The 17,263-nt window shown below is 68.5% G+C and carries 17 protein-coding genes and 1 pseudogene; 10 read left to right on the top strand and 8 right to left on the bottom strand.

Annotated features, from left to right (window positions below; genetic code table 11):
- Window positions 1-8 precede the first annotated feature (8 nt).
- From N800_RS05835 to N800_RS05810, 6 genes and pseudogenes are all read right to left on the bottom strand, one after another.
- A complete protein-coding gene (locus N800_RS05835) occupies window positions 9-590 on the bottom strand; it encodes an anthranilate synthase component II (protein ID WP_036135856.1) in 582 nt (193 codons plus the stop codon).
- Window positions 591-818: 228 nt separating this feature from the next.
- Window positions 819-1,535 (bottom strand): hypothetical protein, encoded by a 717-nt coding sequence (locus N800_RS05830; RefSeq protein ID WP_036135853.1) that lies wholly within the window; start codon window positions 1,533-1,535, stop codon window positions 819-821.
- A gap of 149 nt (window positions 1,536-1,684) precedes the next feature.
- Window positions 1,685-3,199 carry an anthranilate synthase component I gene (trpE, locus tag N800_RS05825; RefSeq protein WP_156962884.1) on the bottom strand — a complete coding sequence of 505 codons (1,515 nt, stop codon included), beginning with the start codon at window positions 3,197-3,199 and terminating at the stop codon, window positions 1,685-1,687.
- A gap of 246 nt (window positions 3,200-3,445) precedes the next feature.
- A pseudogene (yegS, locus tag N800_RS05820) lies at window positions 3,446-4,387 on the bottom strand (lipid kinase YegS); the annotation flags it as partial.
- A gap of 244 nt (window positions 4,388-4,631) precedes the next feature.
- Window positions 4,632-5,306, bottom strand: a complete 675-nt coding sequence (gene rpe / locus N800_RS05815) for a ribulose-phosphate 3-epimerase (protein WP_036135847.1) — start codon at window positions 5,304-5,306, stop codon at window positions 4,632-4,634.
- Between the two features lie 60 nt (window positions 5,307-5,366).
- Window positions 5,367-5,699 carry a J domain-containing protein gene (locus N800_RS05810; RefSeq protein ID WP_036135843.1) on the bottom strand — a complete coding sequence of 111 codons (333 nt, stop codon included), beginning with the start codon at window positions 5,697-5,699 and terminating at the stop codon, window positions 5,367-5,369.
- Window positions 5,700-5,918: 219 nt separating this feature from the next.
- Between N800_RS05810 and N800_RS05805 the strand changes: the two genes are divergently transcribed.
- From N800_RS05805 to N800_RS16440, 3 genes are all read left to right on the top strand, one after another.
- Window positions 5,919-6,845 (top strand): phosphoribosylaminoimidazolesuccinocarboxamide synthase, encoded by a 927-nt coding sequence (locus N800_RS05805; protein WP_036136020.1) that lies wholly within the window; start codon window positions 5,919-5,921, stop codon window positions 6,843-6,845.
- 163 nt (window positions 6,846-7,008) lie between these two features.
- Entirely contained in the window at window positions 7,009-7,485 is a 477-nt protein-coding gene (locus tag N800_RS05800; RefSeq protein ID WP_036135841.1) for an Mpo1 family 2-hydroxy fatty acid dioxygenase, read from the top strand.
- Window positions 7,486-7,621: 136 nt separating this feature from the next.
- Complete coding sequence (locus N800_RS16440; protein ID WP_052107962.1) at window positions 7,622-8,527, top strand: DMT family transporter; 906 nt, start codon at window positions 7,622-7,624, stop codon at window positions 8,525-8,527.
- Window positions 8,528-8,533: 6 nt separating this feature from the next.
- Here N800_RS16440 and N800_RS05790 read toward each other — a convergent pair whose 3' ends face one another.
- A complete protein-coding gene (locus N800_RS05790) occupies window positions 8,534-9,412 on the bottom strand; it encodes an NAD(P)H-binding protein (RefSeq protein WP_052107975.1) in 879 nt (292 codons plus the stop codon).
- Window positions 9,413-9,629: 217 nt separating this feature from the next.
- Between N800_RS05790 and N800_RS05785 the strand changes: the two genes are divergently transcribed.
- Genes N800_RS05785 through N800_RS05760 form a run of 6 tightly spaced genes read left to right on the top strand, consistent with a single transcriptional unit; the run spans window position 9,630 to window position 15,424 of the window.
- Complete coding sequence (locus N800_RS05785; RefSeq protein WP_036135837.1) at window positions 9,630-12,422, top strand: monovalent cation/H+ antiporter subunit A; 2,793 nt, start codon at window positions 9,630-9,632, stop codon at window positions 12,420-12,422.
- A 15-nt stretch (window positions 12,423-12,437) separates the two neighbouring features.
- Window positions 12,438-12,785: a Na+/H+ antiporter subunit C gene (locus N800_RS05780; protein WP_036135834.1), complete on the top strand. Its 348-nt coding sequence runs from the start codon at window positions 12,438-12,440 to the stop codon at window positions 12,783-12,785.
- Window positions 12,786-12,787: 2 nt separating this feature from the next.
- Window positions 12,788-14,320, top strand: a complete 1,533-nt coding sequence (locus N800_RS05775; RefSeq protein ID WP_036136015.1) for a monovalent cation/H+ antiporter subunit D — start codon at window positions 12,788-12,790, stop codon at window positions 14,318-14,320.
- Window positions 14,317-14,802 carry a Na+/H+ antiporter subunit E gene (locus tag N800_RS05770; protein WP_036135831.1) on the top strand — a complete coding sequence of 162 codons (486 nt, stop codon included), beginning with the start codon at window positions 14,317-14,319 and terminating at the stop codon, window positions 14,800-14,802. The genes N800_RS05775 and N800_RS05770 overlap by 4 nt, the downstream gene beginning before the upstream one ends.
- A gap of 47 nt (window positions 14,803-14,849) precedes the next feature.
- Complete coding sequence (locus N800_RS05765; RefSeq protein WP_232227551.1) at window positions 14,850-15,071, top strand: K+/H+ antiporter subunit F; 222 nt, start codon at window positions 14,850-14,852, stop codon at window positions 15,069-15,071.
- A complete protein-coding gene (locus N800_RS05760) occupies window positions 15,068-15,424 on the top strand; it encodes a Na+/H+ antiporter subunit G (RefSeq protein WP_036135829.1) in 357 nt (118 codons plus the stop codon). The genes N800_RS05765 and N800_RS05760 overlap by 4 nt, the downstream gene beginning before the upstream one ends.
- A gap of 6 nt (window positions 15,425-15,430) precedes the next feature.
- Here N800_RS05760 and N800_RS05755 read toward each other — a convergent pair whose 3' ends face one another.
- Window positions 15,431-16,384 (bottom strand): sodium:calcium antiporter, encoded by a 954-nt coding sequence (locus N800_RS05755; protein ID WP_036135826.1) that lies wholly within the window; start codon window positions 16,382-16,384, stop codon window positions 15,431-15,433.
- A 171-nt stretch (window positions 16,385-16,555) separates the two neighbouring features.
- On the opposite strand from N800_RS05755, the gene N800_RS05750 reads away from it, so the two are divergent.
- Window positions 16,556-17,254 carry a hypothetical protein gene (locus N800_RS05750; RefSeq protein WP_036135823.1) on the top strand — a complete coding sequence of 233 codons (699 nt, stop codon included), beginning with the start codon at window positions 16,556-16,558 and terminating at the stop codon, window positions 17,252-17,254.
- Window positions 17,255-17,263: the final 9 nt, after the last annotated feature.

The following is a 17,263-nucleotide window of genomic DNA, read 5'->3' as shown; positions in this document are numbered from 1 at the left end:
GTCGCGGTTCAGGTGCGCTCGAGGAAGTTGCGCAGCAGCGCGTGGCCGTGCTCGGTGAGGATCGACTCGGGATGGAACTGCACGCCTTCGACTGGATGCTCGCGGTGGCGCAGGCCCATGATTTCCTCGAAGGAACCGTCGGGGTTCTCGGTCCAGGCGGTGACTTCAAGGCTACCGGGCAACGTGCCGCGGTCGACCACCAGCGAGTGGTAGCGCGTGGCCTCGTAGGCATCGGGCAGGCCGGCGAACACGCCGCGTCCCTCGTGGCGGATGCGCGAGGTCTTGCCGTGCATGATGTTCTTCGCGCGGATCACGTCGCCGCCGTAGGCCTGGCCGATGCTCTGGTGGCCGAGGCACACGCCCAGCACCGGCGTGTCCTGGCCCAGTTCGCGAATCACGTCGACCGAAACGCCGGCTTCGTTGGGCGTGCACGGGCCGGGCGAGATGACGATCCGCTCCGGCGCCAACGCGCGGATCTGCGGCACGGTGAGTTCGTCGTTGCGAACCACCTTGACCTCGGCGCCCAGCGATTGCAGGTACTGGACGAGGTTCCAGGTGAACGAGTCGTAGTTGTCGATCATCAACAGCATGGCGCGCCTCCGGCCGGGATCCCGCGTACATCGTGGCCGGCCCAGGCGCCGTGGCGGCCCGCTCCCGTACCCCGCGCGCGGTATCGCGCGCCTGCCGCGGTGGCAGACGCCCATTGTGCCGCATCCGGTTGGTTCCTTCTGCAACCGGGCGCGCAGGAAGGCAGAAACAGCGCGGCCGGCTGCCCAAGGCAAGCCGGCCGCGGTGGCTCGACCGTGCGCGTCGCCCGGTCAGCCGCGCGAGCGGATCTCCACCACGTCCTCGCGACGCAGCGGCACCGGCGTGCTGCCGATGCTGGCCTTGGTCTCGGCCAGCATGGCCGGCAGCACCACGAGGTAACTGACCAGCCCTTCGGTCAGTTCGATCAGCTGCACCGCCACCTCGCGGTCGATGGTGGCTTCATCCTCGAACCGGTGGCCAATGGCGCCGCTGGGGGCCAACAGCTGGGCGATGTTCTGTAGTGGCTTGGCCAGGTCGACGTCCTTGACCAGGGCATCCAGCTGCCGCGTGAGCGGCAGCTCGCGCTTGTCGGGGCCCAGCAGACGCTTGGCCAGTCCATCGAGGAAGTGGCGCAGGGTGATCGCCGAAGCGCCCCACTCGGCATGGTTGAACAGCTTGACCGCCGATTCGTAGGTTCGGCCCAGCGGGGCGGAAAGGGTGCGCAGGTGATCCACCCCGGCCACAAGTTCGCGGCCGCTAGCGGGCGGATCAATGTAGAGGATGGGTGGCACCTGATCATCGTGGCGGTCGAACTTGAGCAGGAACATCACGTCGCCGCTGCAGCGTGGACACGCGGCCTCGGCCACCGCCAGCAGGCGCGCGTGCTGGTGCCAAGCGACCGGACTGAAGGTGGCCTCGCGCAGGCAATGCGGGCACACCAGCTCGATCTGTTGCGGATGGCCGTTGGAAAAACGGGCCAGGACCTTCGACTCGTGGACCACTTGCATGGCAGCCCCCCTTTGGGTCACGTCACCGATGCCGCATGGATTCCCCCGACCCATTGAAGGGCCGCTTATGTGAAGAAAACGTTGTGACGGTCGTCACGGGGCCACCGGTCGTCCGCTACCGATGACCGCCTGCCCTGCCTGGAAGACTCTCAGAGCCCGCGCGCGGCCTCGGCCACCGCCCGGAACAGCGCCCGGCCCTTGTTCATCGTCTCCTCCCACTCCTTCTGCGGGTCGGAGTCGTAGACGATGCCGGCGCCGGCCTGCACGTACAGCCGGCCATCCTGGATCACGGCGGTGCGGATGGCGATGGCAGTGTCGGCATCGCCGTTGCGCCCCGGCTCGCTCCAGCCGAGGTAGCCGATGCTGCCGGCGTAGACGTTGCGACGCGTGGGCTCCAGCTCGCGGATCACCTCCAGCGCGCGGATCTTGGGCGCGCCGCTGACCGTGCCCGCGGGGAAGGTGGCACGCAGCACGTCGGCGTAGCTCAGGCCGTCGCGCAACTCGCCGGTGACTTCGCTGACGATGTGCATGACGTGGCTGTAGCGCTCGATCACGAACTGCTCGCCCACCTGCACGGTGCCGGGCTTGCTGACGCGGCCGACGTCGTTGCGGCCCAGGTCGATCAGCATCAGGTGCTCGGCGCGCTCCTTGGGGTCGGCCAGCAGTTCGGCCTCGAGTGCGTCGTCCTCTTCCAGCGTGGCGCCGCGCGGACGGGTGCCGGCGATCGGGCGCACGGTCACCTCGCCACGGCCCTGCGCGTCGTGTTGCAGGCGCACCAGGATCTCCGGCGAAGAGCCCACCACCTGCATGTCGCCCACGTCGAGGAAATACATGTACGGCGACGGGTTGAGCGCGCGCAGGGCGCGGTACACGTCCACCGGGCGCGCCTTGAACGGCACGCTCAGGCGCTGGCTCAGCACCACCTGGAAGATGTCGCCGGCGCGGATGTACTCCTTGGATTTCTCGACGGCTTGGATGAAGCCCTCGCGGGTGAAGCCGCTGACGAAATCGGCCTCGTCCAGCGCCTGTCCTTCCAGCGACTGTGGGTAGCCGGGCCCGCCCTGGCGCAGCCGGTGCACCAGTTCGTCGAGGCGGCGGTTGGCCTTGGCCAGGGCGCGCGGGTTGTTCGCCTCGGCGTGCACGATCAGGTACAGGCGGCCCTTGAGGTTGTCGAATACCGCGACCTCCTCGCTCTGCATCAGCAGGATGTCGGGCGTGCCCAACTCGTCGGGCAGCGGATCATCCTCGCTGGCGGCGGCAAGGCGCGGCTCCAGATACTGGATGCATTCGAAGCCGAACCAGCCCACCAGGCCGCCGGTGAAGCCGGGCAGTCCGGGCACCTGCGGCACGGAATAAGCGGCGCGCAGGCGCTCGACCTCGGCCAGCGGATCCTCGACGGTGCGACTTTCGACCAGCTCGCCGTCCTCGGTCACGAACAGGGTATGGCCAGCGAAGGCATACACGCGCCGCGCGGGCAGGCCGATGATCGAATAGCGGCCAAAGCGCTCGCCGCCCTCGACCGATTCGAACAGGTAGGTGTGCGGGCCGTCGGCAAGCTTCAGGTACACCGACAGCGGCGTGTCGAGGTCGGACAGCACCTCGCGCACGACGGGGACATGGGTGTGGGTGTCAGTGGCCTGCGGCTGCAGCGAAGCGGGGGACATCACGCGGGAATTCCTCATGGAGCGACGGGGCGGTGGCGACGGCGGCGAAGGGCCACCATCGCCAACCCACGTTGGCCAGAAGGGAATGCGGGTCCGCCCGGAGTGTCATGCCTTCACTCTATCGTTTCAGTCCCGTACGCGCGAGGGTTGCAGGCGCAAACGGCGGGCTCAGGCGAGCACCGCACCGTCCAGGCCGGGCTCGGGCGCAGGTGTATCGAGCAACGGCTCGGGGTTGCCGGGCACGCGCAGCAGCGGGCAGCCGGCAGGCAAGTGCATACGCACGCGCCCGGGTACGCAGGTGACATCGAAGTGATCGGCCTCGCACGGCTCGCCATCGAGGTTGAGCATCAGCGGCGCGGGGCCGGAGAGACGCAACTGGCGGCAGCGGTGGCGCACCGCGACGCGTTCGAGGGCGGCCTGGCGTCCTTCCGCGACCAGCGTGCCGACCGTGGCGCCCACTTCGCCGGAAAGTTCCGGCACCACGGTGAGGTCGAGCAGGCCGTCGTCGATATAGGCATCCGGGCACAGCTGCTGGCCACCCCCGGCCTGGCGCCCATTGCCCAGCCCCAGCGCGATGAAGCCGCCCTCCCAGGTGAAATCGTCGGCTTCGATGCGGGCCTGGACCGGCTCGATGCGGCCCAGCCGCGCGATGCCGGTGACCAGGTAGGCCAGGCCACCAAGCATCTTCTTCAGGCCCTCGTCGGTCTCGACGGTGACTTCGGTGCCGAAGCCGCCGCTGGCAAGGTTGGCGCACCAGTGGACCTCGCCTGCGGCCGCTTCAACCCGCAGCAGGTCCACGTCCACCGGCGCCGACTCGCGCACCAGCGCCAATGCGACCTCGGGCTCCAGTGGCAGCGCAGCGGCGGTGGCAAAGTCGTTGGCGGTGCCCATGGGCACCAGGCCGACGCTGGGCAAGGTGGACGCATCGGCCTCGTGGCGGGCGAGCGTCGCGACGACTTCACTCAAGGTGCCGTCGCCTCCGCAGGCCACGACCGTGGTGACGCCGGCGGCGAGGGCCTCGTCCACGTAGCGTTGGGCGTCCCCGGCCTCCCACGTCACCCGCACATCGGCACGCACGCCTTCGGCGCGCAAGCGCAGTACGGCCGCGCGCAGGGACTCGTCTCCGGCGGACTTGCCGTTGATTACCAGCAACCAATGCGGTGGGGAACTCGGCGACAGTGATGGCATCCGCGCAGGCTAGCCGGACGCGGGAAAATCGCCGTGAATGCCCTGCCCTGTCATGACCTTGTCACCGTCCGTGTGGAGCATGGAAGGCCATAGCAGGGACGACGGGCGGGGGCGGGATTGCCTCCAAAACAACCAAGGCCGGTGCCCGGGACGGGCATCGGCCTTGAACTTTTTACGGGGCGGACATGACAGCCTCCGCACCGGCACTCCTGGGGGAGGCTTGAGTGGGCCGCCCCTGCGGGAATCAGCCGCGGACGCCAGCCACCGCCGCCTTCATCCGGCCAATGACGTCCGCGTAATCGGGCGCGTTGAAGATGGCCGAGCCAGCGACGAAGGTGTCCGCACCCGCCTCGGCGATCTCGGCGATGTTGTCGGCCTTCACCCCGCCATCGATCTCCAGGCGGATCGGGCGACCGACGCGGTCGATCATCTCGCGCACGCGGCGCAGCTTGTCCAGCGTGCTGGGGATGAACGCCTGGCCGCCGAAACCGGGGTTGACCGACATCAGCAACACCATGTCCAGCTCGCCCAGCGCCCAGTCCAGCACTTCCAGCGGCGTGGCCGGGTTGAGCACCAGGCCGGCCTGGCAGCCATGCGACTTGATCAGCTGGATGGTGCGATGCGCGTGGCGGCTGGCTTCGGGGTGGAAGGTGATCATCGTTGCGCCGGCCTTGGCGAACTCCGGGACCAACGTGTCGACCGGCTCCACCATCAGGTGCACGTCGATCGGCGCGGTGACGCCGTGCTTGCGCAGTGCCTCGCACACCATCGGGCCGATGGTCAGGTTGGGCACGTAATGGTTGTCCATCACGTCGAAGTGCACCCAGTCGGCACCGGCCTTGAGCACGTTGTCGACCTCCTCGCCAAGCTTGGCGAAGTTGGCCGAAAGGATGGACGGGGCGATGACGGTGGGCTGCATGGCGGGCTCGCTGGCGGGAAGGCGGGTCGGCGGCCGGGGCCGCGCGGACGGTGGCGGGGTCTAGCGCTTGCGCAGGGTCTTGATGCGGTCGTAGGCGGCGTTGATCTCGCGCGCCTTGGTCTCGGCCTGCTCGCGCAGTTCCGGCGCGGCGCCGGCCATGCGGTCGGGGTGGTACTGCGAGATCAGCCGGCGGTAGGCCTGGTCGACCTCGGCGTCGGTGGCATCGGAGGTCAGGCCGAGTGCGGCGTAGGGATTATCGCGGCGCAGCTTGAACCAGTCGCTGTCGAAGGCGTGGCCGATCAGCAGGCCGATCAGCGCGCCCAGCGGTGGGTTGCCGCGCATCAGGGCGGCGCCGGCGAAGAAACCGAGCAACTTGCCGTACCAGCGCTTCATGCGGGGGTCCTTGCGGTCATGCGGGGGGCCTCGGGCGGCACCGGTGCGGGCCGTCACGCATTTTACCTGCAATGACGGCCCGGACCGTCGTACACTGCCCGGCCCGGTCGCGCCCGCGCACGGGTCGAGGCCCTTCCCCGGCGGACATCCCCGGTGATCGGCGCCGATGCCAGGCGTGCTGCGGCGGGGGTCCGTGCACACCTTGTTGGGGGCTTCACGTTGTCCACGACTCTGCTTCAGTCCGACCTGCCTGGCCTGCCCTTGCGCCACCGGGGCAAGGTCCGCGACGTTTTCGACATCCCCGCCGACCGCCTGCCTGCGGGCACGCCCGCGGGTGACTACCTGCTGATGGTCGCCACCGACCGCCTCAGCGCGTTCGACGTGGTGCTGCCCGACCCGATCCCGGGCAAGGGCGAGATGCTGTGCCAGATCAGCAACTTCTGGTTCGGCAAGACCGCGCACATCATCCCCAACCACCTGACCGGCATCGACGTGGCCTCCGTGCTGCCCGCCGGCGTGGACCCGGCGCTGTACGCCCAGCGCGCGGTGGTGACCAAGCGGCTGAAGCCGGTGCCGGTGGAGTGCATCGCCCGCGGCTACATCATCGGCAGCGGCTGGAAGGACTATCAGCGCACGGGCCGCATCAGCGGCATCACCCTGCCCGATGGCCTGCGCCAGGCCGAGAAGCTGGCCGAGCCGATCTTCACCCCGTCGACCAAGGCCGCCGTAGGCGACCACGACGAGAACATCGACTTCGATACGGCGGTGCGACTGGTCGGCGCCGATCTGGCGGAACAAGTTCGGGACGCGACGCTGCGGCTGTATTCGTTCGCGCGTGACTATGCCGCCGAGCGAGGGATCCTGCTGGCTGATACCAAGTTCGAGTTTGGCACCGACGCCGATGGCCGCCTGTACGTGATGGACGAGGTGCTGACGCCGGACTCCTCGCGCTACTGGCCCGCGGACGAGTATCAGGTTGGCACCAGCCCGCCGAGCTACGACAAGCAATTCGTGCGCGATTACCTGGAAACGCTGGACTGGGACAAGACGCCGCCAGGGCCGACGTTGCCGGCCGCGGTGGTCGAGCGGACCCGCGCCAAGTACGCGGAAGCGCTGCAGAAGCTGGCCGGGATCAGCGTCGACTGACTGCCGCTGCACTGCGATCCGAACGAAGGCGTCCCGCAAGGGGCGCCTTCTTCGTCTGCGAGGGCCGTCTTCGCCAGCACGCAGCCGGCCAGCCGCGTGCAGTCGCGGCATGACTTTGGCACTGCCCACCGCGATACTCGGCCCATCGGCACAGGGGACAGCCATGAACACGAGCGAACGACCGATCGACCGCTGGTTTGCCAGCTATTCCGGCGACCACCGCAACCCGACCAACCAGCTGATCCATGTGGTCTGCGTGCCGGCGATCCTGTGGAGCGTGATCGCGCTGCTGTGGTGCATCCCCGCACCCGGCACCTGGTTCAAGCCGGGCTTCTGGGCGGGCGCGGCCATGGTGGTGGCCGCGCTGTTCTACTACCGCCACACGCGCCGGCTGGGACTGGGGATGGTGGCGGTGTTCGTGCTGATGGGACTGCTGACGCGCTGGCTGTTCGACACATTCGGGGCGCAGGCGCTGCTGTCGCTGGCCATCGGCGTGTTCGTGGTGGCGTGGATCGGCCAGTTCGTGGGCCACAAGATCGAGGGCCGCAAGCCCAGCTTCCTCACCGACCTGACCTACCTGCTGATCGGGCCGGCATGGGTGCTGGCGAAGCTGTACCGGCGGCTGGGCTGGGCCTACTGACGCCACGCGCCTCGACCACCACCGACGCAGTACCGCCCTGGCCTCGCCGCCAGCCCGGCGATCCAAACGCCAGATGGACGCAGGCAAGCGACGGCGCGCAGGCGCACAATAGGGCGCCGATTCCTCAGGATCGTCGATGCCCCCTCGCGACCTAGTCCTGGTCCTGCTGGTCTGCCTGACCTGGGCCGGCAATTTCCTGACGTCCGCCCTGGCGCTGCGCGAGATTCCGCCGGTGCTGTTCACCGCGTTGCGCTTCGCGCTTCTGGCGATACCAATGCTGTTTTTCCTCAAGCGCCCCGCACGCGGGCAGTGGCCGCGGTTGGCGGCCGTGTGCCTGCTGATCGGCGTGCTGCATTTCGCGACCAGCTTCACCGCGCTCAAGCTGGCGGGCGACCTGTCCTCGCCAGCCATCGTGCTACAGAGCTATGTGCCGATGACCGCGCTGCTGGCGTGGCTGATGCTGGGCGAGCGCTTTGCCTGGCGCACGGGACTGGCCATCGCGATCAGCTTCGCTGGGGTGCTGGTGCTGGGGCTGGACCCGATGGTGCTGGACCACCCGATGGCGTTGTTGATGATGGTGGTGTCGGCGCTTTTCCTGGCGCTGGGCACGGTGCTGATGAAGGGATTGCGCGGGCTGGATGCCTACAGCCAGCAGGGCTGGACGGCGCTGATCAGCGTGGTGCCGTTGTTCGTCGCAAGCGCGGTGCTGGAACCGGGCGCCATCGGACGGCTACCCGACGCAAGTTGGGTAGCGTGGGTCGGCGCGCTGTACGCAGCGTTCCTGTCGTCGCTGGTCGGCCACGGCCTGTACTACGTGCTGGTGCAGCGCCATCCGGTGGCGCAGGTGACCCCGTGGCTGCTGCTGGTGCCGGTGCTGGCGGTGGGGCTGGGCATCGCCTTCTGGGGCGACCGTCCGGGGCCGCGACTGTTCATCGGCGGTGCGATGGTGCTGGGCGGCGTGCTGGTGATCGCGCTGCGCACGCTGGCGAAGGCGCGACTGTCGCCGGCGGGCGCGACGCAAGCCGCACGTGGCGGCGGATAGCTGGCATCAGCCTTCTTCGCCTGCCGGACGCGGATCGAACATGTCAGCCGTGGGGTTGAACGCCCGCGGTGCGTAACCGAAATCCCGGGCGGCCGGCGCGATATCGAACACCAGGTTGCTGCGCATACGCCGCACCGCCGCTTCACCCAGACCGGTGCCACGCCCGGTGAGCTGCGCCACGAACAACGCGGCCGTGAATAACGGCGACGGAAGTTCGACCAGCCGCGGCGGTGGCTGCAGCGTGGCCAGCACGCGGGCGACCATGTCGCGATAGGGCAGCGCCTCGCCGCCAGGCAAGGCGTAGGCGCGACCGTGGGTGGCTGGCCCCGCGACGCTATCGAGCGCCGCTTGCGCGAGGTCCTCCACGTGCACCGGCTGCCGCAACCCCCGCGCATTGCGCGGCAGCGGGAAACGGCCCCATTGCCTGGCCAGCATCGCGATGCGGGTCAGGGTGGCGTCGCGGCCGGCACCGTACACCAGCGTGGGCCGCAGGATCGTCGCTGCAGCGCCGCGTTGGCGGGCAGCCTCGAACACGCCGGCCTCGCCTTCGCGCAGGCGCCGCGCGACGTCACGCTCGTGCGCGTCCGCCGAGCCCTGCTTGGTGTCCACGCTGGTGGAACCGAACGCCACCACGCGAGCGCATGCGATGGTCGAGTCTGCGTACCAGTTGGCGAACGCATCCAGTGGCCCGGCGCTGAAGAGCACGTCGACCTGCCCGGGCAATGCGGGCATCTGGGAAAAATCGCCCTGCAACCACGCCAGACCCGGTCGGTCGGGCTGTGGATCACGCGACAGCGCAGTGACCCGCCACCCCGCACACGACAGACGTGCCAACAGCGGCCGGCCGATCTGGCCCGAGGCGCCAAACACCAGAGCGTGGCGCATCAGCGCGACCAACCTGATTGCATGAAACAGCGATCAGGCAATACGTCAGGGCGGCAAGGCATGGGTTCTCGGGTGACGCCGTCGCGGCCAATCCGGCGGGCCAGCATACCCAAGCCAGGGTTCGGGAGCACGTCTGGCATCCGCTAGAATGACTGATCGCGTGTGCCTCGGCCCGAGCGCCCGTTCAACGCGTGCCACCACGCGACACTGGAGCGAGATGCTGGTACTCCTCTTAGCACTGCCCTTCATCGTAGCCACCTGGCTGCTGCTGGACCGGTCGACCACCCTGCGTCGCAGTGCGTGGATGGCGGCCAGCGCTCCGCTCGCATCAACCCTCCTGTTGCTGGCCCAGGCGCCCGCAGTTTTCGGGGGCGATGTGCCGGGCGTGTCCTACCCCTGGCTGCCGCAGATCGGCCTGGATTTCTCGCTGCGCCTGGATGGGCTGGCATGGATGTTCGCACTGATGGTGCTGGCCATCGGCGTGCTGGTGGTGATGTACGCGCGCTACTACATGGGCGAGGAGGAGGACGCGCCCAGGTTCTTCGGCTACCTGCTGCTTTTCATGGGTGCGATGCTGGGGATGGTGCTGGCCGGCAACCTGCTGCTTCTGGCCATCTTCTGGGAACTGACCTCGATCACCTCATTCCTGCTGATCGGGTTCTGGGGAGGCCAGAAGGAGGCGCGCGAGGGCGCGCGCATGGCGCTGACCATCACCGGCGCGGGCGGTCTGGCGCTGCTGGGCGGCGTGATCCTCATCGGGCAGGTGGTGGGCAGCTACGAGCTCGATGCCGTGCTTGCGGCCAGCGACGCGATCCGCACCCATCCCCATTACCCGGCCATCCTTGCGTTGGTATTGGCGGGCATCTTCACCAAGAGCGCCCAGTTCCCGTTCCACTTCTGGCTGCCCCACGCCATGTCCGCGCCCACGCCGGTATCGGCGTACCTGCATTCGGCCACCATGGTGAAGGCTGGGGTGTTCCTGCTCGCGCGGCTGCACCCCGTGCTGGCCGGTACCGACCTGTTCTTCTACGTGGTCAGCACGGTGGGTGCCGCCACGCTGCTCGTGGGGGCCTGGAACGCGATCTTCCAGCATGACCTGAAGGGCCTGCTGGCCTATTCCACCATCTCGCACCTGGGCCTGATCACCCTGTTGTTTGGCTTGTCCACGCCGCTCGCGGTGGTGGCGGGGCTGTTCCATATCCTCAACCACGCCACATTCAAGGCGTCGCTGTTCATGGCCGCGGGCATCATCGACCACGAGGCCGGCACGCGCGACATGCGGCGCCTGGGCAACCTGCGCCACTTCCTGCCGGTCACCAGCGCACTGGCGATCACTGCGGCCTTGGCGATGGCCGGCATCCCATTGCTCAACGGCTTCCTGTCGAAGGAGATGTTCTTCGCGCAGGCGCTCGAGGTGCAGGGCCACGACACCATGCGCGTGGCGATGACGCTGGTGGCATTCCTGGCCGGTGCATTCGGCGTGGCCTACAGCCTGCGCTTCGTTCATGACACTTTTTTCGGCAGCGGGCCGCGCGCGGTTGCGGGTGACGTACATGAGCCACCCCGTTTCATGCGGATCCCGGTCGGGGTGCTGGTGGCGCTGTGCCTGGCCGTGGGCATCGTGCCGGCCTGGACCGTCGCGCCGGTACTGGCCACCGCTGCGCACGGCGTGCTGGGCGACCGCGTGCCCGAGTACAGCCTGGCGATCTGGCACGGTTTCAACCTGCCGCTGCTGATGAGCCTGGGCGGTGTGCTGGGTGGCGGGCTGCTGTACCTGGGACTCCGCCGCCTGATCGACCTGCACGCAGTTGCGCGATACGCCCTGGGCAGGCACCTGTTCCGGGTAAACACGCGCGCACTGCTGACCACTGCGCGGCGGGTCACCTTGCACGTGACCGATGGCAGCGTGCAGCGCTCGCTGTGGTGGGTGCTCGTGGCGGTGGTGGCAGTCAGCGCCGGCCCGGTCGCCGCGACGCTGGCGGGTGCCGCCAGTGCGGCCAGCCAACCGATGCCGCTGTTGGGCTGGGGGTTGTGGGCCATCCTCGTGGGCGGCACTCTGGCCACCGTGGCTCTGCACCGTCAGCGGCTGCTGGCACTCCTGGTGGTGGGTGCGGTGGGCCTGTCGGTGAGCCTGACGTTCGTGTTCCTGTCCGCGCCGGACCTCGCCCTGACCCAGTTGCTGGTGGAGATGGTCACCATCGCCCTGATGCTGCTGGCCCTGAACTACCTGCCGCAGACCTCGGTGAAGACCAACCTTCGCGCGCGCCGCTGGCGCGACGGCGCAATCGCATTGGTATCCGGCCTCGCCGTAGGCGGGCTGGTCTATGCGATGACGACCCGCCCGCTGGACACGGTGGCCGGCGAGCTGCTGGCACGCTCGCTGCCCGAGGGGTACGGCCGCAACGTGGTCAACGTGATCCTCGTCGATTTCCGCGGCTTCGACACGCTGGGCGAGATCACCGTCTTCGGCATCGCCGGACTGGTAGTGCACGCGCTGCTGCGCCGCGTGCGCCTTGCCGCGGAGGAAGTGCTACCCGGCGGACCACAACCCCTGCCGATGCCCGCCCACCTCAGCCACCTGCTGTTCCCGCTGGCACTGGCGGTCTCGGTGTACCTCTTCCTGCGAGGCCACAACGCCCCCGGCGGCGGATTCATCGCCGGGCTGGTGCTGGCGATCCCCCTGCTGCTGCAGTACGTGCTGCAGGGTTCGAACTTCGTCGAATCCCGACTGGGCTTCGACTACGTACGCTGCATCGGCGCGGGCCTGCTGGTGGCGCTGGCCACCGCGGTCGCGCCCATGTTGCTGGGCTACCCGTTGCTCACCAGCGGCCACGCTGAACCAAGCCTGCCTCTGGTCGGCAAGTTGCCTTTAACCAGCGCAATGGGTTTTGACACGGGCGTGTACCTGGCGGTGTTCGGGGGCGCGATGCTGATCCTGTCGATGATGGGCACCATCAAGCCGCCGGCGGACACCGAGACTCAGTCACCGTCCGACCGGGAGAGCGACTGACATGGAGCGGACATCATGGAACTAGTCTTTGCCAGTGCCGTAGGCGTACTCACCGCGGCTGGCGTGTACCTGCTGCTGCGCTCGCGCAGTTTCGACATGATCCTGGGGCTGACATTGCTCTCCTACGCGACCAACCTGCTGATCTTCTCGGCTGGACGGCTGCGGGTGGGCGCACCTCCGGTGCTGCGCGACGGTGCCGCCGCCACCCTCGCACAGCACGTTGACCCCCTGCCGCAGGCCTTGGTGTTGACCGCGATCGTGATCGCCTTCGCCATGACCGCGGTGACGATCGTCATTGCCATGCGCAGCCGCTCCGACAACCGCAGCGACCACGTGGACGCGGGCGACGAGGACGCCACGTGAGCCTGACTGACCACCTGCCGGTGCTGCCCATCCTGCTGCCGATGTTGACCGCGGCCGTGATGCTGCTGGTCGAACGCCGGGGCGTCGCGCTCCAGCGGGCACTGGCTGCGGTTTCGATGGCTGGCATGTTGGGAATCGCCGCTGCCCTGGTCAGCTTGGCCGACACGGATGCCATCACCTTCTATCTGGTGGGCGACTGGCCCGCGCGGCTGGGCATCGCGCTGGTTGCCGACCGCACCAGTGCGCTGCTGGTACTGACCACCACCCTGCTGGGAGGTGCGTGCCTGCTGCACGCCGCCAGTGGCTGGGACCGCCAGGCGCTGCATTTCCACGCGTTGTTCCAGCTGCAACTGGCGGGGTTGAACGGCGCGTTCCTGACCGGGGACCTGTTCAACCTGTTCGTGTTCTTCGAGGTGATGCTGATCGCCTCGTACGGACTCTTGCTCAGCGGCGGCCGCGGCCCGCGTCTGAGCGCCGGCCTGCATTACGTGGTGTTCAACATCACCGCGTCCACCCTGTTCCTGATCGCGCTGGGCCTGCTGTACGGCACGCTGGGCACGCTCAACATGGCGGAGATGGCCCTGCGGGTGTCGCAGGCGAACGCGGCGGACCTGCCCCTGATCCGTGCCGCGTCCGGCATCCTGCTGGTGGTGTTCTGCTCCAAGGCGGCGCTGGTCCCGGTCTACCTGTGGCTGCCCGATACCTATACGCGGGCCCCCGCGGCGGTGGCGGCCCTCTTCGCGGTGATGACCAAGGTGGGCGTGTACGCGGTGTTGCGCGTTTTCACCCTGGTCTTCGGTGACGACGCGGGGGCATTGGCGGGTTGGGCATGGGAGTGGTTGTGGCCCGCCGCGCTGGCTACGCTTGGCTTGGCCACGCTCGGCGCGCTGGCCGCGTCGTCGCTGCGGATGCTTGCGGCCTACCTGGTGATCGCCTCGGCGGCCACGTTGCTGACGGCGTTTTCACTGGCCACTCCCGATGCAGTCGCGGCCGGGTTGTTCTACCTCGTGCACAGCACGTTTGCCGCGGCGGCGCTGTTCCTGGTCTTCGACCTGGTCAGCCAGCAGCGTGGCGAGATCGGCGACCTCCTGGATGTGTCGGGCGCGCTGCATCGACGTGCCCGTCTGGGCCTGCTGTTTGCCATCGGGGCGATGTCCGTTTCCGGCCTGCCGCCGCTGTCGGGCTTCCTGGGCAAGGTGCTGGCGCTGTCCGCGGTACCTCCTGGCGCGGTGGCCTGGACGTGGTCGGTGGTGCTGGTCACCAGTCTGCTGACGATCGTCGCGTTCGCACGCACGTCCACGCAGGTGTTCTGGAATGCGCCTGACTGGCCCACTGGCACACCGCTCCCGCCCGCGCCCTCCCCGGTCGCCATGGCCGCAGCGGCCCTGCTGCTGGCATACGGCGTTGCGCTCAGCGTGTTTGGAGACCCCGCGATGCGCTACACCCGCGCGGCTGCATTGCAACTGTTGCATCCCTCCGCCTACATCGAGGCGGCGCATGCCACCTTGCCCCGGTTGCGGGAGCCCTCGCCATGACACGTTGGATTCCCTCGCTGCCCCAGAGCCTGTCGGTGCTGCTGCTGTGGCTGCTGCTGGTGGCTGACCTGACCTGGGGCCAGTTGCTGCTCGGCCTAGGCCTCGCGATTGGCCTGCCGCTGCTGTCGGGCCGACTGATGCCCCAGCGTGCACGTTTCGGACGGCATGGCGTCCTGCTGCGGCTCGCCCTGCGCGTGGCTGGGGACATCGTGCTGTCGAACATCGAGGTGGCACGGCGCATCCTTGGCCCAGAGCGCGCACTGACCCCGGGATTCGTCTGGGTGCCACTGGAACTGACCAACATCCACGGCATCACCGCGCTGGCCAGCATCATCACCCTCACGCCGGGCACGGTGTCGGCCGAATTGTCCGAGGACCAGCGCCACCTGCTCGTGCACTGCTTCAACCTCAAGGATGCAGCAGCAACCGTGGCCGACATCAAGCATCGCTACGAGGCCCCACTGAAGGAGATCTTCCCGTGATCCTCGACTTCGCCCTGGACGCCGCGCTGGGCGCCGTCGCGCTGGCCATGCTGATGAGCCTGTACCGGCTGCTGCGCGGACCCTCGGTGCCCGATCGCATCCTCGGCCTGGACACGCTATACGTGAACACCATCGCCGCGCTGATGCTGTTCGGCATGCAACAGCGCACGGCGATCTACTTCGAAGCGGCATTGGTCATCGCCATGCTGGGCTTCGTCAGCACGGTGGTACTGAGCAAGTACGTGCTGCGACGGGACATCATGGAATGAACGTCGTGCTGGAATCACTGCTTGCCGCCCTGCTGTTGATCGGCAGTGGCTTCGTGCTGGTCGGCTCACTGGGCCTGGTCAAGCTGTCGGAGTTCTTCAAACGCCTGCACGGACCGACCAAGGCCACCACGCTGGGCGTGGGCTGCATCCTGATGGCATCGATCGGTTTCCACGCATGGCTGGGCGATGGCCTGGGGGCACGGGAGGTGCTCATCACCGTGTTCCTGTTCATCACCGCGCCAATCAGCGCCCATGTGATGGCGCGCGCGGCGCTGCGACTGGCGCCCGGTTTGCGGCCGCCAACACCCACGTCGGAAGCAGCAGCGGGCCGCTCAGCCGCTACCCGCGACTGAGCCGGGTCAGCCGTGAAGCCAGGCCAGCTCGAACGCCACCCAAGCCACCAGCGCCAACAGCAGCACGCCGCCTTCGCGCTTGCTCACCCGCAGGTCGCCCCGCAGCATCGGCACCATCATCAGCGCGAACACCAGGGCCGCCGGCAGCTCGAAGCGCACGAACGACTCGGGCAGCGGCACAGGGTTGAAGGCCGCCATGCCACCGACCACCAGCAACAGGTTGCACAGGCTGGACCCGATGACATGACCGGCCACCAGATCGCCCTGGCCGCGGCGCGCGGCGGCAATGGCAGCGGCCATTTCCGGCAATGCGGTGCCGATCGCCACCGGCAACAGGCCGGTGAGCAGCGGACTCATGCCCAGGCCAGCGCCCAACACCGGCGCGTGCACCACCACGAATCGCGAGCCGTAGTACAGCAGTGCGGCGGCGATGGCGAAACGCACCACGTTGAGCGCCAGGTCGGTGCGGGTTCGCGCGAAGGCTTCGATCTCGGCCTGCAGCTCAGGCGTTTCGTTACGGCCGCGCACAAGGGAGAAGGCCACCACGGCGACGAACGCCGCCAACAGCACCATGCCATCGCCGCGCGAGAGCACGCCATCCAGCCCCAACCCCATCACCGCCGCCGTGCCGACCAGCAGCACCACCAGCAGCGGCGACAAGGCGCGCCAGCGCACCAGCAGCGGTGCGGCGAGTGCCGCCGCGCCCAGCGTCAGGCCGAAGTTGACCACGTTGCTACCGACGGCATTGCCCAGCGCCAACGACTGTTGGCCGCGCACGATGGCGTGGCCATTGACCGCCAGTTCCGGCAACGAGGTGGCGAAGGCCACCAGCAGCAGACCGGTAGTGAAGGGCGTCAGCCCCAACCGCTGCGCCAGGCCGGAAGCGCCCTTGACGATGGAATCACCACCCAGCGCCAGCAGCGCCAAGCCCAACAGGAACATCCCAACGGCTGCGAGCATTGCCCTTCCCCCCTGATGTGACGGCCGATTCTATGCCCGGCCCGGTGAAGGATGCGCGGGGACAGGTCCCGCCGGTTGGGACGGAGACCACGCGAGGCCCGGATTGAGCATGTCATCACGCATTCATACAGCCAACGTATCGTGCCGCAGTCCTTGGGAGGAGGGCTCACGATGCTGCTGGCAAAGACCGACAAGGCGCGCACCGCCATCCAGAACCGGGATGCCGGGCTGAGCGCGCAGGACCGCCACATCCTCATCGTGAGCAATGGCCAGCGCAGCCTCAACGACATCGTGTCGATGCTGGGCCCGGCGACGCTGGCACCGATCGACCGGTTGTTGCGCGAGGGGTATCTGCAAGCCGCCGCGGGGGAGCGCGGGGCCGATCAGGTGGCCGGAGCGGCCGGCCAGGGCATGGGCGCGCTGCTGCGGGCGTCACGCGACCTGGCCACGCGGGTGCAGGAGCGCGCACAGGCGGCCATCGAGGCCGCTACCGCCGCACCGGCAGCGACTGCACCGCCCGCGCCCACCGGCACCCTGGCCGAGCAGGTGGCGGCGTTGCCTCCGCCACCGCCCGTGCCGCGTGTCGGTCCGCGGCGCTCAACGGCCGCGGCGAAGATGTACATGCTGGACATGCTGCAGTTGCAGCGCAGCGTGGAAGCCGCAACGCTCAAGGTGGCCATCCAGTCCAGCAGCAGCGGCGACGAGGTCCTGGCGAGCCTGGTCGAAAGCCTGCGCCATCTGCGGTCGGTTGCGACGGAGTCTTACTACACCCGCGTCACCACGCGATTGGGCGAAGTGCTGCCGGAGGAATTCGTGCCGCGCCTGGCTGCTTCGCTGCGGATCGATGCGACCGCCTGCTCGGCGGCCTGAGCATCGGAA

The sequence above is a fragment of the Lysobacter daejeonensis GH1-9 genome (genome assembly GCF_000768355.1).
In the GTDB taxonomy this organism is placed as follows: Bacteria; Pseudomonadota; Gammaproteobacteria; order Xanthomonadales; family Xanthomonadaceae; genus Aerolutibacter; species Aerolutibacter daejeonensis.
This window is presented reverse-complemented; position numbering and strand designations above follow the sequence as displayed.